The sequence below is a fragment of the Superficieibacter sp. BNK-5 genome, assembly GCF_047456055.1.
Lineage (GTDB): Bacteria > Pseudomonadota > Gammaproteobacteria > Enterobacterales > Enterobacteriaceae > Superficieibacter.
In genome coordinates, this window is record NZ_CP179893.1 from 2,622,830 (window position 1) to 2,644,865 (window position 22,036).

Consider the following 22,036-nt stretch of genomic DNA (forward strand, 5'->3'; position numbering starts at 1 on the left):
AGCTCAGGACGCGAGGTATAAATAAAAAAGCCGATCTTCAGATCGGCTTTTTAACATGCGTTGTTATTAGAAGTTATACCCTGCAACCAGATACCAGCCGAAGCCGTTAGACTTGATCGGCTCTGCCTGCCATACCGGCTGGTCGCCATCGTTCCACTGACCACCGTTGTGGAAGTAACGCGCGACCACAGAGTAGTGCCAGTGATCGTAGTTCAGTGCCAGAACGTGACTGGAAGCGATGGAATTGCTGGTGCGATACTGATCGTCGCCCAGATCTGAACCCCAGTCAAAGTTGGTGAAGCCGATGTAGCTCAGGTGGCCGCCCCAGACGTCGGTGATCGGTACAAAGTATTTAATTTTGAAGCGGTAGCCATCCCACTCGTTTTCGTTAGAGGCACCGTAGTTTTGCCATTGATACTTGGCATAAATGTTCAGATTAAGGCCAATCGGCAGACCGGTTTCCACGTCCGTACCCAGACCCATGTACCACGTGCTCTGACGACCCGCCTCGTTACGGCCCATATCGTAGATATAGTTGTTGGCGAAGTACCACTCTTTGAACGGGCCAATGCTCAGGTCGGAGTTGGTCAGTTTATCAATTGAAAAACGCGGTTCGATTTCGGTAAACAGTGGCGAACCGTGGTTCCAGATGCCGCGTGAATCGCCGTCACCGCCGAAGAAACGCGGCGCATCCACGTAGCCGTAGAAGTCAAACCAGTCTTTCTTAGCGAACGCTTCGTATTCCAGATAGGTATCGTTACGTAACGCTGGCCCAAAGCGGGTGTGATAGCTGCCGACCACGTTGACGCTCTGATGCCACCAGTCGGAGAGGAACTGCGGTTTTTCCGCGTCGGCTGCCTGAGCGGTGAAGCCAGAAGAGAGCGCCAGCACTGCGCCTGCTGCAAGAATTGTATGTTTCATAGTTATGCCACTGTTTGAAAAATCCCTGACGGGAATGAAAAAGATGACTGCGCGTTACTAAATATTTCGAATTTCTGTGGTGCCTATTATAAGAATCATTGCTCACAAAAATATGTGTTGTTTCACATTCCTGTCACACACGTAATCGATTGCGTTCACGTTTGCGTACATTAACGGCGGCGATTGTACTGATAAGCGGCTTTGTTGCCAATCTTTACCGGGTTTAAATAAGTATGAGTGATGGTAACGACGCATCAGTGAGCAGAAAAATGATGGCGAGAAGAAGCAGATGACGACAGCGTCTGGTGAGGACAAGCAGGAACAGGACCGCCGGTAAAAGCCCCAACCCGAGAGCTGCGTCGGGTTGGGGCTATTATTCTGAACCTGGCGGCTTACAGTGCGTTATCAGGGTTGCGGCGCAGGCTGAATATCATGGATTCGAACGAAACCTAATTGCTCAGGTGTAATGCCGTTAAGCTGGAGCGGAATATCAACGTCGCTTGGTGCCAGGGTGCTGGCCGGAGCATTGATCAGCTGGTTCTGAACGTTAACTTCCTGATAATCCTGCGTCGTACCCTGAATTTGTCCCCATTCAACCGTGCCGCTGAAGGCCGGTAAAGGATCGGCAGACTCCCCCTGAATCCGCAGCGTGACGCGCGTACCGTCTGCGTTCGGAGCGATGTTGGCCAGCGACATACGCAGCATCCCAATCTGGCTATTCAGGCGGGCTGGCGTATTCGCTCCCGGCAGCAGGTAGACGCCGCTGGCCGATTTTTTATTCAGCGTATTTTGCTGGGTAATTTTTACCGTTTCCTGATTGAGTTGCGTCATCTCTTTATTGAGCGTACTGACGCTCTGATGCAACTGGCGAACTTCACTTTGCGGTGCGCAGGCGGTCAGAGCAAACAGGCTTCCCAGCGCAAACACTTTCAAATAACGTCTTGTCATCGTGTCGATCCCTTCAAAAGGACAATTATTGTCATTATGGTAGAGGATAATGGCGCGTCTGCCATCGATCCATAGTCTCAAAAAAGCTCTTCCTTTGTAGTCCCGCCAGTTCAGGGTAAACTGTATGTCACATTCACCCCTCGTCAGGACGCGATATGCACTGCCCATTTTGTTTAGCCGTAGATACCAAAGTCATTGATTCTCGTCTGGTGGGTGAGGGATCTTCCGTGCGCCGTCGGCGACAGTGCCTGGTATGTAATGAACGTTTTACCACCTTTGAAGTGGCTGAACTGGTCATGCCGCGCGTGATAAAAAGTAACGACGTGCGCGAACCGTTCAACGAAGACAAGCTGCGCAACGGCATTCTTCGGGCGCTGGAAAAGCGTCCGGTAAGCGCCGACGATGTTGAAATGGCGCTGAATCATATTAAATCGCAGCTTCGGGCAACGGGTGAACGCGAAGTTGCCAGTAAGATGATCGGTAACCTGGTGATGGACCAACTTAAAAAACTCGATAAAGTCGCCTATATCCGTTTTGCTTCGGTTTACCGTAGTTTTGAAGACATTAAAGAGTTCGGCGAAGAGATCGCCCGCTTACAGGATTAACCTCATGCAGGATGAAACATTCATGGCTCGAGCGCTGAAGCTGGCGCAGCGTGGTCGTTTTACGACTCATCCCAACCCTAATGTGGGTTGTGTCATTGTGAAAGAGGGTCGCATTGTCGGTGAAGGCTATCATCGCCGTGCCGGTGAGCCGCATGCAGAAGTTCACGCCCTGCGTATGGCGGGGGAGAATGCTCGCGGCGCGACGGCCTACGTTACGCTGGAGCCATGCAGCCATCACGGGCGCACGCCGCCGTGCTGTGAGGCGCTGATTGCCGCAGGCGTGACGCGCGTGGTTGCCGCCATGCAGGATCCTAATCCGCAGGTCGCCGGACGCGGGTTGTATCGCCTGAAGCAGGAAGGTATTGACGTCAGCCACGGGCTGATGATGAGCGAAGCCGAAGCGTTAAACAAAGGATTCCTCAAGCGGATGCGCACCGGTTTCCCGTATGTACAGCTTAAGCTCGGCGCATCGCTTGACGGTCGAACGGCGATGGCGAGCGGGGAAAGCCAGTGGATCACCTCCCCGCAAGCGCGACGCGACGTGCAGCGCCTGCGCGCGCAAAGCCATGCGATCCTCACCAGCAGCGCGACGGTACTGGCGGACGATCCGCAGCTTAACGTGCGCTGGGACGAACTCTCCTCCGATACGCAAGCGCTTTATCCGCAAGAAAGCCTGCGTCAGCCGGTCCGTATCGTAGTGGACAGCCATAACCGCGTCACGCCTGAGCATCGCATCGTACAGCAGGCGGGAGAAACCTGGTTTGCCCGCACCCAGGACGATGCGCGTGACTGGCCGCAGGGTGTCCGTACGCTGAAAATTCCGCCGCATAACGGGCATCTGGATTTGGTCGTATTGCTAATGCAACTGGGTCGTGAACAGATTAACAGCGTCTGGGTCGAAGCGGGCGCAACGCTGGCAGGTGCACTGCTTCAGGCCGGACTGGTGGATGAACTGGTGGTCTATATTGCGCCTAAGCTACTGGGCAGCGATGCCCGTGGCCTGTGCGTTCTGCCAGGGCTTGAGAAACTGTCCGCTGCGCCCCATTTTAAATTCAACGAGATACGTCAGGTTGGCCCGGATATTTGTCTGCATCTGACTAACCTGTAGCGCCTGCGGTAAAAGAGAAGCAGCGCCTGAATTATTATGATAAAATCCGCCCCCCTGCGGGGCCATATGAACCCATAGGAAGAATATGAACATTATTGAAGCTAACGTTGCTGCCCCGGACGCTCGCGTCGCCATCACCATTGCGCGTTTTAACAATTTCATTAACGACAGTCTGCTGGATGGCGCGATTGACGCCCTCAAGCGTATTGGTCAGATGAAAGACGACAACATCACCGTTGTGTGGGTTCCAGGTGCTTACGAGCTGCCACTGGCGGCGGGCGCGCTGGCCAAAACCGGTAAATATGATGCTGTCGTGGCGCTTGGCACGGTGATCCGTGGCGGTACTGCCCACTTCGAATATGTGGCGGGTGGCGCAAGCAACGGTCTGGCGCATGTCGCTCAGGAGAGCGAAATCCCGGTTGCGTTTGGCGTACTCACTACGGAAAGTATTGAGCAAGCTATTGAGCGCGCGGGAACCAAAGCCGGTAACAAAGGTGCAGAAGCTGCACTGACCGCGCTCGAAATGATTAATGTATTGAAAGCCATCAAGGCCTGAATTTTGTAAGGGGAATTCCGTGAAACCTGCTGCTCGTCGCCGCGCCCGTGAGTGTGCCGTCCAGGCGCTTTACTCCTGGCAGTTGTCCCAGAACGACATCTCTGATGTTGAATATCAGTTCCTGGCGGAACAGGATGTCAAAGATGTCGACATCGTGTATTTCCGCGAACTGCTCTCCGGGGTGGCGACTAATAGCGCATATCTCGACGGCCTGATGAAGCCGTACCTGTCCCGTCTGCTTGAAGAATTGGGCCAGGTTGAGAAAGCCGTACTGCGTATCGCGCTGTTCGAGCTGTCCAAACGTGATGATGTGCCGTATAAAGTGGCCATCAACGAAGCCATCGAACTGGCAAAAACCTTTGGCGCTGAAGACAGCCACAAATTCGTAAACGGCGTGCTGGATAAAGCAGCCCCGGCGATCCGTCCCCGCAAAAAGTAATCTCCAGGCCGGAAGGGCAGAGCGGTCTCGCTCTGTCGCCGGCCTTATTCTTTGTTACTGCTGAGGCATAACGTATGGCATGTGGCGAATTTTCCCTGATTGCCCGTTATTTTGACCGAGTAAGAAGCTCCCGCCTGGATGTAGAAACCGGCATCGGCGACGACTGCGCGCTGCTCAATATTCCTGAAAAACAGACGCTGGCAATCAGTACGGATACGCTGGTCTGTGGTATCCACTTCCTTCCTGATATCGATCCTGCTGATTTGGCCTGTAAGGCACTGGCGGTGAACGTTAGCGATCTTGCCGCCATGGGAGCCGATCCTGCATGGTTGACGCTGGCATTGACGCTGCCGGAAGTGAACGAGCCGTGGCTGGCGGCGTTTAGCGACAGTCTGTTTGAACAGCTTAATTATTATGATATGCAGCTGATTGGCGGCGACACTACCCGTGGTCCGCTGTCGATGACGCTGGGTATTCACGGCTTCGTGCCGCTGGGGCGCGCCCTTAAGCGCTCAGGTGCCAGACCGGGTGACTGGATCTATGTTACCGGTACGCCGGGTGACAGTGCCGCCGGGCTGGCGATATTGCAGGACCGGCTTCAGGTTAATGATGAGGCTGACGCCGCGTATCTGGTAAAACGGCATTTGCGGCCGACCCCACGCGTGCTGCACGGGCAGGCGCTGCGTGACCGCGCCAGTTCGGCTATCGATCTTTCTGACGGTCTGATTTCCGATCTCGGGCATATCCTGAAGGCCAGCGGCTGCGGCGCGCGTCTTGAGCTGAATGCATTGCCTTTCTCTGCACCCATGCTGCGCCATGTGGAGCCTGAACAGGCGCTGCGCTGGGCGCTGGCGGGTGGGGAAGATTATGAACTCTGTTTCACCGTGCCGGAGCTTAATCGCGGCGCGCTGGACGTGGCGCTGAAGCATCTGGGCGCGGCGTTTACCTGTATTGGACAGGTGGTTCCTGAAAGCGAGGGATTACAGTTTTTACGCGACGGTCAACCCGTCACGTTTGACTGGAAAGGGTACGATCATTTCGCGTAATGCGCATTGTTGATCCGGCCACAATATATTCAATATCAATGATTTGCACATAATGTGTAAGCCCGGTAAGCGCAGAGCCACCGGGCAGAGTTCCAGTGGATGCTTCAGCGCAGTTTTGCCGGGTGGCGGCTTCGCCTTATCCGGCCTACAATATATGCAATATCAATGGGTTATACATAACCTGTAGGCCCGGTAAGCGCAGCGCCACCGGGCAGAACCACAGCGGGGGGCTTCAGCACAGCTTTGCCGGGTGGCGGCTTCGCCTTACCCGGCCTACAATATATGCAATATCAACGAGTTACACAGTCTGTAGGCCCGGTAAGCGCAGCGCCACCGGGCAAAATCCCGATGGATGCTTCAGCGCACTTTTGCCGGGTGGCGGCTTAGCCTTACCCGGCCTACAATATATGCAATATCAACGAGTTACACAGTCTGTAGGCCCGGTAAGCGCAGCGCCACCGGGCAGAACCACAGCGTATGCTTCAGCGCACTTTTGCCGGGTGGCGGCTTCGCCTTACCCGGCCTAATATATACGCAATATCAACGAGTTACACAGTCTGTAGGCCCGGTAAGCGCAGCGCCACCGGGCAGAGTTCCAATGAGTGCTTCAGCGCAGCTTTGCCGGGTGGCGGCTTCGCCTTACCCGGCCTACAATATACGAAATATCAATGTGTTAAACAGTCTGTAGGCCCGGTAAGCGCAGCGCCATCGGGCAGAACCACAGCGGATGCTTCAGCACAGCTTTGCCGGGTGGCGGCTTCGCCTTACCCGGCCTACAATATACGCAATATCAATGATTTACACAGTATGTAGGCCCGGTAAGCGCAGCGCCACCGGGCAGAACCACAGCGGATGCTTCAGCGCAGTTTTGCCGGGTGGCGGCTTCGCCTTACCCGGCCTACAATATATGCAATATCAATGAGTTACACAGTCTGTAGGCCCGGTAAGCGCAGCGCCACCGGGCAGAACCACAGAGGGTGCTTCAGCGCAGCTTTGCCGGGTGGCGGCTTCGCCTTACCCGGCCTACAATATATGAAATATCAATGCGTTACACATAACCTGTAGGCCCGGTAAGCGCAGCGCCACCGGGCAGAACCACAGCGGGTGCTTCAGCGCAGTTTTGCCGAGTGGCTGTCTTATTTAAAACCCACCACCGGGTGCTGCTGATACGGCGTTTCCAGTTCGGCAATCTGCTCAGGTGTTAACGTCAAATCCACCGCCTGCAACAGCTCATCAAGCTGCTCCTGCCGCGAGCTGCCAATAATCGGTGCGGCGACGCCGGGTTTACTGAGCAACCACGCCAGCGCCACCTGCGCCCGCGTTGCGCCAGTGTCTTCCGCCACGCCCGCCAGCCGTTCGGCAATCTGTGCGTCGTTATCTTCCGTGGTGCTATACAGCGTGCTGCCAAACTCATCGGAGACCGAGCGGGCGGTCGTTTCACCCCACGGACGAGTCAGACGACCTCGCGCCAGCGGACTCCACGGGATCACCGCGACGCCCTGCTGGTAGCACAGCGGGAGCATCTCACGCTCTTCTTCACGGTAGATAAGATTGTAGTGATCCTGCATGGTGACGAACGGTGCCCAACCGTGCTGTTTTTGCAGCGCCAGCGCCCCGGCGAACTGGGAGGCGTGCATGGATGATGCGCCGATGTAACGCGCCTTACCCGCTTTCACCACGTCGTTCAGGGCTTCCAGCGTCTCTTCAGGCGGCGTGTTGTAATCCCAGCGGTGGATTTGCAGTAAATCAACATACTCCATATTCAGACGGCGCAGGCTGTCGTCGATGGAGCGCAGGATCTGCGAACGGGAAAGCCCTTCTGCCAGATCACCCACCTGGTGATACACTTTGGTGGCGACAACGACCTCTTCACGACGCGCAAAGTCGCGCAGCGCGCGTCCGACAATTTCTTCACTGCTGCCGTCAGAATAGCTGTTTGCCGTATCGAAAAAGTTGATGCCGCCTTCGAGCGCGCGTTGAATGATGGGACGGCTGCTCTCTTCCGGTAAGGTCCAGGCGTGCTTACCGCGATCCGGTTCGCCGAAGGTCATACAGCCGAGACAAAGGCGGGAAACCCTGAGGTCTGTTTTTCCTAACATGTTGTATTGCATGGTTCCACTCCTGCTATAAGGGTATCGTTAAGCATAGCAGGAGTGGGGAGGGGAGTTATGCGAGCCAGTTGCGGATTTTCGTTTCAATCCCTTCAGCATCCAGGTCAATTTCGGCGCGGGCTTCTTCCTGGGTTCCCTGAGGAATAAAGAAATCCGGCAGGCCGAGGTTCAGCACCGGCACCGCTTTGCGCTGCGCCATCAACACTTCGTTCACGCCGCTGCCCGCGCCGCCCATAATCGCGTTCTCTTCCAGCGTCACCAGCACCTCATGTTGTTCGGCCAGTTGCAGGATCAGCGCTTCATCGAGCGGCTTCACAAAGCGCATATCCACCAGGGTCGCGTTCAGCGATTCCGCCACCTGTGCGGCGTCTGCCAGCAGGGTACCAAAGTTCAGAATAGCGACTTTCTCGCCCTCACGTTTCACGACCCCCTTGCCGATGGGCAGGGAGTGAAGCGGCTCCAGCGTCGCGCCAGTACCTGAACCGCGCGGATAACGCACCGCGCTCGGGCCATCGTGATAGTGATAGCCGGTATAAAGCATCTGGCGGCATTCATTTTCATCGCTCGGCGTCATGATCACCATATCGGGGAGACAGCGCAGGAACGAGAGATCGAATGCGCCCTGATGCGTCTGACCATCGGCCCCGACGATCCCCGCGCGATCGATAGCAAACAGCACCGGCAGTTTCTGAATGGCAACGTCGTGGATCACCTGATCGTAAGCGCGCTGTAAGAACGTGGAGTAGATCGCGACGATCGGCTTATAGCCGCCAATTGCCAGTCCGGCGGCAAACGTCACCGCGTGCTGTTCGGCAATGGCGACATCAAAATAACGATCGGGGAATTTGCGCGAGAACTCGACCATGCCAGAGCCTTCACGCATTGCGGGCGTCACCGCCATCAGCTTGTCGTCTCTGGCCGCCGTTTCACACAGCCAGTCGCCGAAGATTTTCGAGTAAGAAGGCAATCCGCCGCTGCTTTTCGGCAGTACGCCGCTGGTATGATCGAACTTCGGCACCGCGTGAAAGGTGATGGGATCTTTCTCGGCAGGCTCATAGCCACGGCCTTTTTTCGTCATGATGTGCAGGAACTGCGGACCTTTCAGGCCGCGCATATTCTTCAGCGTACTCACCAGGCTCAGGACATCGTGACCGTCAACCGGGCCGATATAGTTAAAACCCAGCTCTTCAAACAGCGTGCCCGGCACTACCATGCCTTTGATATGTTCTTCGGTGCGCTTGAGCAGTTCTTTAATCGGCGGCACGCCGGAGAAGACCTTCTTGCCGCCTTCGCGCAGGGAGGAGTAAAGCTTGCCGGAGAGAATTTTCGCCAGATGATTATTCAGCGCGCCAACGTTCTCTGAAATCGACATTTCGTTGTCGTTGAGGATCACCAGCATGTCCGGGCGGATATCGCCCGCGTGGTTCATCGCCTCAAACGCCATGCCAGCGGTGATCGCCCCGTCGCCGATCACACAGACCGTGCGCCGCTGTTTGTCTTCTTTTTCCGCCGCGACTGCGATACCGATGCCCGCGCTGATCGAGGTTGAGGAGTGGCCGACGCTCAAGACGTCATACTCACTCTCACCGCGCCAGGGGAAAGGATGCAGCCCGTCTTTCTGGCGGATGGTGTCGATTTTATCCCGCCGACCGGTCAGAATTTTATGCGGATAAGCCTGATGGCCGACGTCCCAAATCAACTGATCGAACGGGGTGTTATAGACATAGTGCAGCGCCACGGTAAGCTCAACCGTGCCAAGCCCGGAGGCAAAGTGTCCGCTGGAACGGCTCACGCTGTCGAGCAGGTAACGACGCAGTTCATCGCACAGCTTCGGCAGGCTCTCTTTCGGCAAAAGGCGTAACTCCTGGGTGGAGTCGACCAGCGCCAGGGTCGGGTATTTGGCTATATCAAAACTCATAGAGACTCATCGCGGTGTTTGTTTATTTATCACGCTGGATTATATAATTCGCCAGTGCTTCCAGTGCTGAGGTGTCGAGAGACTGTGCGGCCAGTTGACTGAGTGACTGGCGGGCATCGTCAATCAGATCCCGGGCTTTATCGCGAGCTTGCTCAAGGCCTAAAAGTGCGGGGTAGGTACTTTTGCCAAGCTGCTGATCGGCACCCTGACGTTTACCCAGGGTTGCAGTATCGCCCACCACATCGAGAATGTCATCCTGAACCTGGAAGGCCAGACCGATAGATTCCGCATATGTGTCAAGAATGGGCAGTGCGTCACGTCCTTTATCGCCAGCGCTCAGCGCACCCAGCCTGACTGCTGCGCGGATCAGCGCCCCGGTTTTATGGCGATGGATACGTTCGAGCGCCGTCAGATCAACATGCTGTCCTTCCGCTTCCAGATCCAGCGCCTGTCCGCCGCACATCCCTGCGACGCCACTGGCCTGCGCCAGTTCTGCGACCATCGCCAGGCGGTCACGGTCGGCAACGTCCGGCATGGGGGCGCTACTGAGGATCGAGAAGGCCAGCGTCTGCAACGCATCACCAGCCAGGATCGCGCTCGCTTCACCAAATTTAATATGGCAGGTAGGCTGACCACGGCGCAGATCGTCATCGTCCATGGCCGGGAGATCATCATGGATCAGCGAATAGGCGTGAATACATTCAATGGCCGCTGCGGGCGCGTCCAGCGTCTGCGAACTGACGCCGAACATCTCGCCAGTGGCATAAACCAAAAAAGGGCGCAGGCGTTTGCCGCCTAACAATGCACCATAGTGCATCGCCTCCACTAGCGGAGTGTTCTGAAATGGCTGCGGCTCAATAAACCGACGCAGCGCGCCGTTCGCCCGCTCAACACAAACGTGCAGTTGTTGGCTAAAGTCCATTTACTCGGTGTCCGGCGTGAAGGGGGTAAGCGGGGCCTCTTCATTATCTGCCAGCAGGATCTGCACCCGTTGCTCGGCCTGCTGCAGTTTTTTCTGCCCCTGACGCGCCAGCTGCACGCCCTGTTCGAATTCGTTTAGCGCCTGCTCCAGCGGCAGGTCTCCGCTTTCCAGACGAGTGACAATTTGCTCCAGTTCGCTTAGCGCATTTTCAAAACTGGCAGGTGCATCGTTTTTCTTAGGCATAGTAAATGTCTGACTCTCAGTAGTTTCAGCTCAGGGGCTATGGTAACGGACCCGGAGTGATTAGCAAATAACGCGCAATGGTGAGGGCAGATGCACAGAATGACCGCGATGGTGGTATACTTGCGCACCTGGATGCAGCCGCAGGTATGGGCTGCTGTACTATTCCCACTACAAGTCGCTTTAGACTTGCCAAAGAACCATTGCCGCCATGAAGTTTATCATTAAATTGTTCCCGGAAATCACTATCAAAAGCCAATCTGTGCGTTTGCGCTTTACTAAAATTTTAACCGGTAACATTCGTAACGTTCTTAAATCCCATAAAGACGATCTTGCCATCATTCGCCACTGGGATCATATCGAAGTTCGTGCTAAAGACGAAAATCTGCGTCCCGTTATTCGCGACGCGCTAACCCGCATTCCGGGTATCCATCATGTTCTGGAGGTTGAGGATGTTCCTTTTACCTCGGTACATGACATCTTTGAAAAAGCACTGGCGCTGTATCGCGAGCGACTGGAAGGCAAAACCTTCTGTGTGCGCGTTAAGCGTCGTGGCACCCATGAGTTTAGCTCCATTGAGGTCGAACGCTATGTCGGCGGCGGACTGAATCAGCATATTGAATCCGCCCGCGTGAAGCTGACGAAGCCAGACGTCACGGTTAATCTCGAAATTGAAAACGACCGTCTGTTGCTGGTGAACAACCGCGTAGAAGGGATTGGCGGTTATCCGATTGGTACTCAGGAAGACGTGATGTCGCTGATCTCCGGCGGCTTTGACTCCGGCGTCTCCAGCTACATGCTGATGCGTCGCGGCTGTCGCGTCCACTACTGCTTCTTCAATCTGGGCGGCGCGGCGCATGAAATTGGCGTTCGTCAGGTGGCGCACTATTTGTGGAACCGCTTCGGCAGTTCGCATCGCGTGCGTTTTGTGGCAATCAACTTCGAGCCGGTGGTCGGCGAGATCCTCGAAAAAGTGGATGACGGCCAAATGGGCGTGGTCCTTAAGCGCATGATGATCCGTGCCGCCTCGAAAGTGGCGGAGCGTTACGGCGTTCAGGCGCTGGTGACCGGTGAAGCGCTGGGCCAGGTGTCCAGCCAGACGCTGACTAACCTGCGCCTGATCGACAACGTTTCCGATACTCTGATCCTGCGTCCGCTGATTTCACATGACAAAGAGCACATCATCGATCTGGCGCGCGAGATTGGTACGGAAGATTTTGCCCGCACCATGCCGGAATACTGCGGCGTGATCTCGAAAAGCCCTACCGTGAAAGCGGTAAAAGAGAAGATCGAGGCCGAAGAAGCGCACTTTGATTTCAGCATCCTCGACCGCGTGGTTGAAGAAGCCAGCAACGTCGACATTCGCGACATCGCGGCCCAGACGGAGCAGGAGGTGGTGGAAGTCGAAACCGTCAGCGGCTTTGGTCCGAATGACGTGATCCTTGACATCCGCTCTGTCGATGAGCAGGACGATAAGCCGCTGAAAGTGGAAGGCATCGACGTGGTGACACTGCCGTTCTACAAGCTGAGCACCAAATTCGGCGATCTCGATCAGAATAAAACCTGGCTGCTGTGGTGCGAGCGCGGCGTGATGAGCCGTTTGCAGGCGCTCTATTTGCGCGAGCAGGGATTTAAGAATGTGAAGGTGTATCGGCCTTAATACTTACGCTGTGTTATCTCGCAGCGTTACCGCCCGGCAGGCATCTGCCGCCGGGCACGTTTTACTCATAGTAATTGTAAATCCCCGCCGCCATCACCAGCTGCGATGCCACTTCATGCGCTTTTTCACGCCCGACCAGCAGATCGATAATCTTCAGGCCGAAATCAATCGAGGTTCCCGGTCCCTGGCTGGTTAACAGCTTCACGCGCGCATCCCACACTACGCGTCTGTCCTGCCACTGTGCTTCGGGGATCTTATCTTTGAGCGCCGGAAAACCGGTCATATTCGCGCCAGGGAAAATATCGTGCGGCACCAGCACCGTGGCGGCAGCCGCGCAAATAGCGGCGACGATGCGACCGGAGCGGTGGAACTGCTTCACGGTTTCGACCAGCAGCGGACTGTCGCGGAAACACTCCGCGCCTTTATTGCCGCCGGGCAGGATAATCATGTCGAAGTCGCCGTCGGCCACTTCGACCAGCGGCGCATCGGCGAGGATTTTCACGCCGCGTGAACAGGTGATAGTCAGGTTGCCATCGCTGGCGACGCTGGCAACCGTGACGTTAATACCGCCGCGAACCAGCAGGTCGATGGTGGTGACAGCTTCGATTTCTTCACTACCAGGGGCGAGGCATATCAGTGCTGCTGCGCTCATATTCACTCTCCTTTCGTTTCACCTGTTCAAACAGGCGGGTATTTTCCGGAACGGCGATCCCATGCGCGCGAGCGCGCTTAAGCAGGTAGCCGGTAATATAGTCAATCTCGGTATGACGCTGGCTGCGGATATCCTGCAACATGGAAGAGATATTATCCGCTGTGCTATCAATGACCTGATAAACATAGTAAAGCAGATTTTCCAGCGAAGTATGGAATCCTTCGCGTTCCATCACGGCTGCTATCTCCTGGCACAGAGATTCAATTAATTCTGGATGACCACGCAGTTCACCGTTGCGGCAGTTCCATAGCGCAGTAATCGGGTTGATGACGCAATTAACCGCCAGTTTCCCCCAGAGGGCTGAATGGATATTGTTGTGCCAGGCGACGTCGGGGAGGACCTTTTGCAGGATATCTGCCAGCGTGCTGTAATCCTTCGGGTAGCTGCGAGCCGGGCCAATATGAGTGATCCCACTCGCCACGTGAACAATCACGTTGCCATCATGCCGCGCCGCGTGGGTGGTCGCAGAGACTAACAGCGGCTGTTTCAGGTTACGCAGCTCATCTACGGCACCCATCCCATTATGGATGAGCAGAATAGGGGACGTTTCAGGAAGGATCGCTGCCAGCGTTCGCACGGCGTCAGAAACTTGCCAGGCTTTAAGCGTGACCAGCAGTAAATCGCTCTGCGCCAGAAAGTCGGGATCGTTGGCTATCAGGGATTTGTTAAAGATAGAGCCATCCAGCTCAACCAGATTAACGCTGCAATACGGTTGCGGCACCCGTAGCCAGCCCTGTACATCATGCCCGCGTTTATGCAGCGCGGTTAGCCATAATTGTCCCAGTGCACCGCATCCGAGTACGGTAATTTTCATTCATCCTCCTCACCTGCAATACGTCCAGTATAGCGTTTTCAGCTATGCTTCTGGACAGAACAAGTTGAGTTATGCCGTGTGGCGGGTATTATGCATCGCAAAAGAAACGAAGGGAGAGGAAAAGATGCCATCTTTCGATATTGTCTCTGAAGTTGATCTTCAGGAAGCACGTAACGCGGTAGATAACGCCAGCCGCGAAGTTGAGTCACGCTTTGATTTTCGCAACGTTGAAGCCACATTTGAGCTGAACGATGCAAATAAGACAATCAAGGTACTGAGCGAATCTGATTTCCAGGTTAATCAGCTTCTGGATATTTTGCGCGCCAAGCTGCTCAAACGCGGCATTGAAGGGACGTCGCTGGACGTGCCGGAAACGTTCGTTCACAGCGGCAAAACCTGGTTCGTTGAAGCGAAGCTGAAGCAGGGCATTGAAAGCGCGATTCAGAAGAAAATCGTCAAGCTGATTAAAGACAGCAAGCTGAAAGTGCAGGCGCAGATCCAGGGCGAAGAGATCCGCATTACCGGAAAATCCCGCGACGATTTGCAGTCGGTGATGGCGCTGGTGCGCGGCGGCGATCTGGGGCAGCCGTTCCAGTTTAAGAATTTCCGCGATTAATGCTGTCGTCAGGGCGCGTAATATCGCCCTGACGTTTTTATACCGGTTTTATTGCCATTTCAATCTCAAAGCGGTTCGTCACTTTGCTGTCGATTTTGACGTACGCTGAATGTTCTTCTTTCACGACCAGCACTTCGCTAACACCTTCTTTCGCCAGCAAACGTTCCTTCAACGTTTCATCAGCCGCGACCTCCGGCGGAATTTCCACCCGCAGGCTGCTGACATACGGCGGCTCTTTCATGGTGCTGGCGACCAGCAGCCAGAGCGTCGCCAGTAACGCGCCGGCGAGAAACACGGTCTGCGAGTCAAAAAAGCCATCGACCCAGCCGCCCAGCGAGCCGCCAATCGCCACGCCGATAAACTGGCTGGTGGAGTAGACGCCCATTGCCGTGCCTTTATAGCCCGCCGGAGACTCTTTGCTGATCAGCGACGGCAGCAGTGCTTCCATCAAATTAAATGCCAGAAAGAACAACTGAACGCCAGCGATCAGTTCCCAGAAGTGCGGACCCGCGCCCCACAGCACAATTTCGGCAATCAGCAGGACCGCGACGCACACCAGGAATACCCGCTTCATCCGCCGTTTTACTTCAGCATAAATAATAAACGGCACCACGGACACGAACGAGATCAGCATGGTGACCAGGTAAACCTTCCAGTGTTCTGCCGCCGGAAAACCCGCTTCCTCCATCTGGCCGGGGAGGGCGACAAAGGTCGACATCAGCAGAATATGCAGGCACATAATGCCGAAATTAAGCTTCAGCAGTCCCGGCTCCATCAGCACTTTGCTAAAGCAGCCCTTTACCATTCCGGACTCGCGGTTCAGCACGTGACTGGTGCTGTTGGGCACCACCCATAACGTCAGGGCAATACCGACCGAGGCGAGGATGGCAATCATCCAGAACAGCGCGTTCAGCCCGAGCTTATGGGTGATCACCGGTCCCAGAACCATGGCAATCGCAAAGGTGATGCCAAAGCTGACGCCAATAAACGCCATCGCTTTGGTACGGTTTTGCTCACGGGTTAAATCGGAAAGCAGCGCCATCACCGCGGCAGCAATCGCACCGGACCCCTGGAGCGCGCGCCCAAGAATAATGCCCCAGATGGAACTGGAGAGTGCGGCAATAATACTGCCGACGATAAAAATCGCCAGCCCGCCAACGATCAGCGGTTTACGGCCGATACGGTCGGAGAGCAAACCAAAAGGGATCTGGAAGACGGCCTGCGCCAGCCCGTAGATGCCAATCGCAAGACCAATCAGAGCCTCGCTTGCGCCCTGGAGGGCCATGCCATAAGTGGTCAGAACCGGCAGGACCATAAACATGCCGAGCATACGCAAAGAAAATACGGTCCCTAAACCCCAGGTGGCGCGCAATTCGCCTGGCGTCATTTTGTAATCGTTCATTCCCACCTCGTTATTAATCACCCCATAGTGTAGTGCGGAGCGCAGGCAGGGTAAACAAGGTGTTAATTAGTAAATATTACATGAGTTAATCATTCGTGCGGTATAGAAAAGGCTGGCACCATCCGGCAAAACGCCTACGCAGCAAGAATATGCTGAATCGCCAAAAACATTGGCATAGCCTCAAAGGCATTAGGTGTGGCTGAAAGCTGAACGAAACCCAGACGCGAGTAAAAATTAATGGCCGCCGGGTCAGCGTCGAGATAAACCCCTTTAATCGGCAGCGCCTGATGGATGATCTTAACGTGCTCGAAAAAGTCACAAAGCAGATCCTGACCATAGCCCTGATTTTGATATTTGCGTGCGACACCGAGCATTACCAGTCTCACTACGCCAATTTCTGAAGGCTGGGAGCCTGGTAGTACGCCGGAGACGCGCTGTTTTTCCAGCGAGTAGGCGGTAAAAGTGTAGACGCCGATAAGCTCACCGCTGTTTTTGTCAATAAGTGCTTTCGCGGCACAGTCGCTGTTACGTACGCTTTTCTTTAACGATGCCCGGACAAACTTATCGATAATGGGATTACCGCAATCGAAGTGTTTTTGCCCAGGGTAGGTAATATCGGATTGATAATTACAGGAGAGCACCTGGGGGAGGGCGCTTTCTTCAGGCTGATTGACCATCGCTCTTTTTCCTTCTTATTAACGCCTTAAGGGCGAGCGTCGGCTGAGCAGGTTCTGCGATGAGTTGGTTCATCAGTTCCCAGCTTTGATTTGAAAGCTCGCGGCGGCGCTGGTTATCCAGCACGCTTTCAGCGCGTTCCATGGCGGCGCTCAGAATAAAGGCGCTTAAATCCAGCCCGACGGCTTCGGCAGCTTCGCGAAGTCTGATTTTTGCGTCGGAGCTGGTTTTAAGTTCAACTCGCGCATTTTTTAGCGCTTTCTCGACGTTGGGTTGGGTGGCGGTTTTACCAGGCATGATTGACCTCTTAGATTAGCTGTACGAAATTCTGACAATGAATTTCATACATGGTACGGCTATTAGCCGTGTGATTAACCTACGTGCAAAAAAGTTATTCGTCAACAGATACGGTTAATAACCGTATGCTGATAACAGGCAATAAAAAACCCGCCGTAGCGGGTTTTTTCACATTCATCAAACCTTACCAGACGTAAGCCAGCAAACTGTGTGAATCCGGCACCATAAAGTCCACGGACATCATCACGCTCAGCGCGGTAATGGCGATGATGGAAAAGCCGAACAGCTTGCGCGCCCAGACCTTATCATCTTCCACTTTATAACCGCGCAGCGCCATGCCGAGCCACCAGACGCTTACCGCAGCGGCGACGATCAGATATTTATATCCGGCGTAGCCGCCCAGCGTCAGCATCAGCGTTGCCACGGCAAAGGCGATGATATACAGCGTAATATGGTTTTTCGCCACTGAAATGCCTTTCACGACCGGCAGGACCGGAATGTTCGCCGCCTGATAATCCTTAAAGCGGAAAATCGCAATGGCGTAAGAGTGGGGCATCTGCCACAGGCTGAAAATAGCCAACAGGATTGCCGCACCGCTGTCGAACTGATTCGCGACCGCGCAGTAGCCAATCACCGGCGGCGCAGCGCCGGAGAGAGAGCCAATCAGCGTGCCGTAGACCGAGTGACGCTTCATATACAGGCTATAAACGCCCACATACACCACGAAACCCATCACCCCCAGCCAGCAGGCCAGCGGGTTGGCACCGAACCACAGCAGCATAAAGCCAGCAATACCCAACAAGGTGGCATACACCAGCGAGACTTTTGGCGAGATCAGCCCCTTGACCAGCACCCGGTTTTTCGTCCGCTCCATCTTACGATCGATGTCGCGGTCGATATAGTTGTTGAAAACACAACCAGAGGCGACCACCAGAGATACGCCAAGCAGCGTATAGATGAATAGCGGGTAGTTGATGCTGCCCTTTGAGGCCAGCAGGAATCCGCCTATCACCGAGATCAGGTTGCCAAAAATGATGCCTGGTTTTGTTACTTGCAGGTATTGCTTAAACATACTCGCCGCTCTTAGTGAAGCATCATGTTGTAGTTGAGGTTCCACATAATCCAGATCGAACCCACTACCAGGATAGCGATGATAATCACGGTAAAGACAAAGGCTGTCAGGTTCCAGCGCTCCTCAGAAGAGGTGTTCATGTGCAGGAAGCAGACCAGATGCACCAGAATCTGTACCACCGCGGTAACCAGAATGGTCCCGAGAATAGCGCCGTGCGATATCGCTCCTGTCATTACCAGCCAGAACGGGATCACCGTCAGGATGATCGACAGGATAAAACCGGTCATGTAGGTTTTTACGCTACCGTGGGACGCGCCGTTGTGATCGGTTGAATGACTCATTACATCGCCCCCATCAGATAAACTACAGAGAACACACAGATCCACACCACGTCGAGGAAGTGCCAGAACAGGCTCAGGCACATAATACGCGTGCGGTTCGTGCTGGTCAGGCCGCGACGGGAAACCTGAATCATCAGGATCGCCATCCATACCAGACCAGAGGTCACGTGCAGACCGTGAGTCCCTACCAGCGCAAAGAACGCCGACAGGAAGCCGCTGCGATCAGGACCAAAACCTTCAGCAATCAGGTGATGGAATTCATAGATTTCCATTCCCACGAACCCGGCACCAAACAGGAAGGTGAGGGCAAGCCAGGTGATGACCTGGCTTTTGTTGTTTTTGTGCATGGCGATAGCCGCCATGCCGTAGGTGATGGAGCTGAACAGCAGCAGAAAGGTCTCTACCAGTACGAACGGCAGTTCAAAAATGTCCTTGCCGGTCGGGCCGCCCGCGGTGCCGTTAACCAGCACCGCATAGGTCGCGAACAGGCATGAGAACAGAATGCAGTCGCTCATCAGGTAGATCCAGAAACCGAACACTTTGTTCGATCCTGCATCGTGGTGCCCATGGTCATGCGCATGGGCTGTGGTTTGATTAAAAGTGCTCGTTGCCATTATTTCAGCCCTGCCTTAGTGATTTCATCGAAATGCTGGTTTTCCAGTTTTTCGACTTCCGCTACCGGCACGTAATAATCCACGTCTTCGTCAAAGCTTTTCACAATCCAGGTGATGATCATGCCTGCGAAGCTTGCGATAGCCAGCCACCAGATATGCCAGATCATAGCGAAACCAAACAGCGTGGTGAAAGCAGCAATAATGATGCCCGCGCCCGTGTTTTTCGGCATATGAATCTCTTCATAGTGCTGCGGCTTTTGGTACGCGTCGCCTTTGTCTTTCATTTCCCAGAAGGCATCACGCTCATGAACGTGCGGCACTACGGCAAAGTTATAGAACGGCGGCGGAGAGGAGGTAGACCACTCCAGGGTACGGCCACCCCACGGATCGCCCGTCAGGTCGCGGTTCAAATCGCGGTCGCGGATAGAAACGTAGAACTGCGTCAGTTGGCAGAGGATACCGCAGGCAATCAGTGCTGCGCCGCCTGCGGCAATCATCAGCATTGAGTGGAACTGTGGATCGATCTGCTGGCTCAGACGACGGGTCATCCCCATGAAGCCCAGCACGTACAGCGGCATAAAGGCCACGAAGAAACCGATAATCCAGAACCAGAACGCGCGTTTACCCCAGGTTTCGTTCAGGGTGAAACCAAAGGCTTTCGGCCACCAGTAGGTCAGACCGGCGAAGCAACCAAATACCACACCACCGATAATCACGTTATGGAAGTGGGCGATCAGGAACAGGCTGTTATGCAGAACAAAGTCCGCGCCCGGCACCGCCAGCAGAACGCCGGTCATACCGCCCACCGAGAAGGTGACGATAAAGCCGATGGTCCACATCATCGCGGTATTGAACTGGATACGGCCCTGATACATGGTGAACAGCCAGTTGAAGATCTTCACCCCGGTCGGGATGGCGATAATCATGGTCGTAATACCAAAGAAGGCGTTTACGTTCGCGCCCGCACCCATGGTGAAGAAGTGGTGCAGCCAGACGATGAACGACAGAATGGTAATACAGACGGTTGCCCACACCAGTGAGGTGTAGCCGAACAGACGTTTACGCGAGAAGGTTGCAGCGATTTCGGAGAATACCCCGAACACCGGCAGAACCAGAATGTACACTTCCGGATGGCCCCAGGCCCAGATCAGGTTGATGTACATCATCATGTTGCCGCCCATATCGTTGGTAAAGAAATGGGTACCGATATAGCGGTCAAGGGTCAGCAACGCGACGGTGACGGTCAGGATCGGGAACGAGACGATAATCAGGATGTTCGCACACAGCGACGCCCAGGTGAATACCGGCATTTTGAACATCGTCATGCCTGGCGCACGCATGCGCAGGATGGTGACGAAGAAGTTAATCCCGGTCAGCGTCGTCCCGATACCTGAGAGCTGCAGGCTCCAGATCCAGTAATCGACCCCCACGCTTGGACTGTACTCTATTCCCGAGAGTGGCGGATATGCCAGCCAGCCGGTCTGCGCGAATTCGCCCAGGCCCAGCGACAGGTTCACCAGAATCACCCCAACCACCGTGAACCAGAAGCTCAGGTTGTTCAGGAACGGGAACGCAACATCACGCGCGCCGATCTGTAGCGGAACCACCAGGTTCATCAGACCGATAACGAACGGCATCGCCACGAAGAAGATCATGATCACGCCGTGGGCGGTGAAGACTTGATCGTAGTGGTGAGGCGGAAGGAAGCCTGCTTCGCCCGCCGAGGCCAGCGCCTGCTGGCTACGCATCATGATGGCATCCGCAAAGCCACGCAGCAGCATAACAATCGCTACGATGACATACATGATACCAAGTCGTTTGTGGTCCACAGACGTGAGCCACTCTTTCCATAACCAGGACCACTTACCGAAGTAAGTGATCGCCGCTAATACCGCCAGACCCCCGACGATAATGGCGGCGATCGTAACCATGATAATGGGTTCATGGTACGGCACTGCATCCAGTGTAAGTTTTCCGAACATCGTTTTCTTCCTCGGCCCCTTAGTGAGAGGATTCCGCGTGGCTCATGTCCATGCCTTCCATACCGTCGTGCGAAGCGTGCTCGCCTTCCGGTTGGGTCATGTCCATGCTCTTCCCGTGGCCCATAAATTTGTTAACAACATCTTTAAACAAATCAGGTTTCACGCTGGAGAAGTACTCCACTTTGTTATATTCGCTGGGCGCAGCGAGCTTATCGAACGTCGCCATATCGCTCATGGCGTTCGGAGACTGTTTCGCCTTCGCTACCCACTGATCGAATGCCGCACGGTCCGGTGTCGCGATAGCTTTGAACTTCATGCCAGAGAAACCTGGACCGCTATAGCTGGCGGAGATACCGTCATATGTGCCCGCTTCATTAGCGATCAGGTGCAGGTTGGTCTGCATACCTGCCATCGCATAAATCTGGCTGCCCAGACGCGGGATAAAGAACGAGTTCATCACGGAGTTAGAGGTCACTTTGAACGCGACCGGCGTATTCGCCGGGAAGGCGATTTCGTTGACGGTAGCAATGCCCTGTTCCGGATAGATGAAGAACCATTTCCAGTCCATCGAAACTACTTCGATGGTGATGGGTTTCTCGTCGTGAGCCAGCGGCTTGCTGGGTTCAAGCGAGTGCGTGGTTTTCCATGTCAGTACGGCAAGGAACAGGATGATCAAAATCGGCACCGTCCAGACCACAGCTTCCACTTTATTGGAGTGTGACCAGTTGGGGCTATACTTCGCATCTTTATTGCTCGCTCGGTACTTCCAGGCAAAACCTACAGCCATCAAGATGGCGGGAATAACGACAATCATCATCAGGCCAAAAGCCGTCAGTATCAGTGAGCGTTGCTCCAGTCCAATCTGTCCTTTGGGGTCAAGGAGTGCAGAATCACAGCCACTGAGTAAAAAAGCGCCTGCGAATAATGACAACCATCCCAAACTTTTATTGTATTTCCTGAGTCTCATGTAACGACCTCAATTCCACGGGATCTGGTGGCGTTTAAAGAGTATGGTCATTTTAAGGGAAGGTTACATT

At 54.6% G+C, this 22,036-nt stretch carries 23 protein-coding genes; 7 read left to right on the forward strand and 16 right to left on the reverse strand.

The features are described from left to right. Positions 1-66: 66 nt before the first annotated feature. Entirely contained in the window at positions 67-921 is an 855-nt protein-coding gene (locus ACMGGS_RS12620) for a nucleoside-specific channel-forming protein Tsx (RefSeq protein ID WP_414162951.1), read from the reverse strand. Positions 922-1,326: 405 nt separating this feature from the next. Further along, positions 1,327-1,869, reverse strand: a complete 543-nt coding sequence (locus tag ACMGGS_RS12625; RefSeq protein ID WP_414162952.1) for a DUF3251 domain-containing protein — start codon at positions 1,867-1,869, stop codon at positions 1,327-1,329. Positions 1,870-2,024: 155 nt separating this feature from the next. Between ACMGGS_RS12625 and nrdR the strand changes: the two genes are divergently transcribed. The 5 genes from nrdR (at position 2,025) to thiL (ending at position 5,623) form a co-directional block, all read left to right on the forward strand. Continuing rightward, positions 2,025-2,474 (forward strand): transcriptional regulator NrdR, encoded by a 450-nt coding sequence (nrdR, locus tag ACMGGS_RS12630; RefSeq protein WP_176916805.1) that lies wholly within the window; start codon positions 2,025-2,027, stop codon positions 2,472-2,474. 4 nt (positions 2,475-2,478) lie between these two features. Next, positions 2,479-3,582, forward strand: coding sequence for a bifunctional diaminohydroxyphosphoribosylaminopyrimidine deaminase/5-amino-6-(5-phosphoribosylamino)uracil reductase RibD (gene ribD / locus ACMGGS_RS12635; protein WP_414162953.1), 1,104 nt, complete (start codon positions 2,479-2,481; stop codon positions 3,580-3,582). An 85-nt stretch (positions 3,583-3,667) separates the two neighbouring features. Continuing rightward, complete coding sequence (gene ribE, locus ACMGGS_RS12640) at positions 3,668-4,138, forward strand: 6,7-dimethyl-8-ribityllumazine synthase (RefSeq protein WP_414162954.1); 471 nt, start codon at positions 3,668-3,670, stop codon at positions 4,136-4,138. 19 nt (positions 4,139-4,157) lie between these two features. Next, positions 4,158-4,577 carry a transcription antitermination factor NusB gene (gene nusB / locus ACMGGS_RS12645; protein ID WP_176916802.1) on the forward strand — a complete coding sequence of 140 codons (420 nt, stop codon included), beginning with the start codon at positions 4,158-4,160 and terminating at the stop codon, positions 4,575-4,577. A gap of 74 nt (positions 4,578-4,651) precedes the next feature. Then, positions 4,652-5,623: a thiamine-phosphate kinase gene (thiL, locus tag ACMGGS_RS12650; protein ID WP_414162955.1), complete on the forward strand. Its 972-nt coding sequence runs from the start codon at positions 4,652-4,654 to the stop codon at positions 5,621-5,623. Between the two features lie 1,136 nt (positions 5,624-6,759). On the opposite strand, the gene ACMGGS_RS12655 is transcribed toward thiL, so the two are convergent. The 4 genes from ACMGGS_RS12655 to xseB are packed head-to-tail and all read right to left on the reverse strand — an operon-like array spanning position 6,760 to position 10,817. After that, the gene (locus ACMGGS_RS12655) at positions 6,760-7,734 is read right to left on the reverse strand and encodes an aldo/keto reductase (RefSeq protein WP_414162956.1); all 975 of its coding nucleotides are present in this window, start codon (positions 7,732-7,734) and stop codon (positions 6,760-6,762) included. 55 nt (positions 7,735-7,789) lie between these two features. Continuing rightward, complete coding sequence (gene dxs, locus ACMGGS_RS12660; RefSeq protein ID WP_414162957.1) at positions 7,790-9,652, reverse strand: 1-deoxy-D-xylulose-5-phosphate synthase; 1,863 nt, start codon at positions 9,650-9,652, stop codon at positions 7,790-7,792. A gap of 22 nt (positions 9,653-9,674) precedes the next feature. Next, positions 9,675-10,574: a (2E,6E)-farnesyl diphosphate synthase gene (gene ispA, locus ACMGGS_RS12665; protein WP_414162958.1), complete on the reverse strand. Its 900-nt coding sequence runs from the start codon at positions 10,572-10,574 to the stop codon at positions 9,675-9,677. Beyond that, positions 10,575-10,817, reverse strand: a complete 243-nt coding sequence (gene xseB, locus ACMGGS_RS12670) for an exodeoxyribonuclease VII small subunit (RefSeq protein ID WP_414162959.1) — start codon at positions 10,815-10,817, stop codon at positions 10,575-10,577. 208 nt (positions 10,818-11,025) lie between these two features. On the opposite strand from xseB, the gene thiI reads away from it, so the two are divergent. Beyond that, complete coding sequence (gene thiI / locus ACMGGS_RS12675; RefSeq protein WP_414162960.1) at positions 11,026-12,474, forward strand: tRNA uracil 4-sulfurtransferase ThiI; 1,449 nt, start codon at positions 11,026-11,028, stop codon at positions 12,472-12,474. A gap of 61 nt (positions 12,475-12,535) precedes the next feature. Here thiI and yajL read toward each other — a convergent pair whose 3' ends face one another. Continuing rightward, the gene (yajL, locus tag ACMGGS_RS12680) at positions 12,536-13,126 is read right to left on the reverse strand and encodes a protein deglycase YajL (protein WP_414162961.1); all 591 of its coding nucleotides are present in this window, start codon (positions 13,124-13,126) and stop codon (positions 12,536-12,538) included. Further along, complete coding sequence (gene panE, locus ACMGGS_RS12685; protein ID WP_414162962.1) at positions 13,089-14,000, reverse strand: 2-dehydropantoate 2-reductase; 912 nt, start codon at positions 13,998-14,000, stop codon at positions 13,089-13,091. The genes yajL and panE overlap by 38 nt, the downstream gene beginning before the upstream one ends. Before the next feature lie 124 nt (positions 14,001-14,124). On the opposite strand from panE, the gene ACMGGS_RS12690 reads away from it, so the two are divergent. Beyond that, on the forward strand, positions 14,125-14,616 hold the full coding sequence (locus ACMGGS_RS12690) for a YajQ family cyclic di-GMP-binding protein (protein WP_103674902.1): 492 nt from the start codon (positions 14,125-14,127) through the stop codon (positions 14,614-14,616). Positions 14,617-14,653: 37 nt separating this feature from the next. On the opposite strand, the gene ACMGGS_RS12695 is transcribed toward ACMGGS_RS12690, so the two are convergent. From ACMGGS_RS12695 to cyoA, 8 genes are all read right to left on the reverse strand, one after another. Beyond that, positions 14,654-16,018 (reverse strand): MFS transporter, encoded by a 1,365-nt coding sequence (locus ACMGGS_RS12695; RefSeq protein WP_414162963.1) that lies wholly within the window; start codon positions 16,016-16,018, stop codon positions 14,654-14,656. Between the two features lie 134 nt (positions 16,019-16,152). Next, positions 16,153-16,695, reverse strand: coding sequence for a GNAT family N-acetyltransferase (locus ACMGGS_RS12700; RefSeq protein WP_414162964.1), 543 nt, complete (start codon positions 16,693-16,695; stop codon positions 16,153-16,155). Further along, positions 16,679-16,990 (reverse strand): DUF1778 domain-containing protein, encoded by a 312-nt coding sequence (locus ACMGGS_RS12705; protein WP_414162965.1) that lies wholly within the window; start codon positions 16,988-16,990, stop codon positions 16,679-16,681. The genes ACMGGS_RS12700 and ACMGGS_RS12705 overlap by 17 nt, the downstream gene beginning before the upstream one ends. 184 nt (positions 16,991-17,174) lie before the next feature. Beyond that, positions 17,175-18,062, reverse strand: a complete 888-nt coding sequence (cyoE, locus tag ACMGGS_RS12710; RefSeq protein ID WP_103674909.1) for a heme o synthase — start codon at positions 18,060-18,062, stop codon at positions 17,175-17,177. Positions 18,063-18,073: 11 nt separating this feature from the next. Further along, complete coding sequence (locus ACMGGS_RS12715; protein WP_176916780.1) at positions 18,074-18,403, reverse strand: cytochrome o ubiquinol oxidase subunit IV; 330 nt, start codon at positions 18,401-18,403, stop codon at positions 18,074-18,076. Further along, positions 18,403-19,017 (reverse strand): cytochrome o ubiquinol oxidase subunit III, encoded by a 615-nt coding sequence (locus ACMGGS_RS12720; RefSeq protein ID WP_176916779.1) that lies wholly within the window; start codon positions 19,015-19,017, stop codon positions 18,403-18,405. The genes ACMGGS_RS12715 and ACMGGS_RS12720 overlap by 1 nt, the downstream gene beginning before the upstream one ends. Continuing rightward, the gene (gene cyoB / locus ACMGGS_RS12725) at positions 19,017-20,999 is read right to left on the reverse strand and encodes a cytochrome o ubiquinol oxidase subunit I (RefSeq protein WP_414162966.1); all 1,983 of its coding nucleotides are present in this window, start codon (positions 20,997-20,999) and stop codon (positions 19,017-19,019) included. Before cyoB ends, ACMGGS_RS12720 begins: the two co-directional genes overlap by 1 nt. A 19-nt stretch (positions 21,000-21,018) precedes the next feature. Then, the gene (gene cyoA / locus ACMGGS_RS12730; RefSeq protein WP_414162967.1) at positions 21,019-21,966 is read right to left on the reverse strand and encodes a cytochrome o ubiquinol oxidase subunit II; all 948 of its coding nucleotides are present in this window, start codon (positions 21,964-21,966) and stop codon (positions 21,019-21,021) included. Positions 21,967-22,036 lie beyond the last annotated feature (70 nt).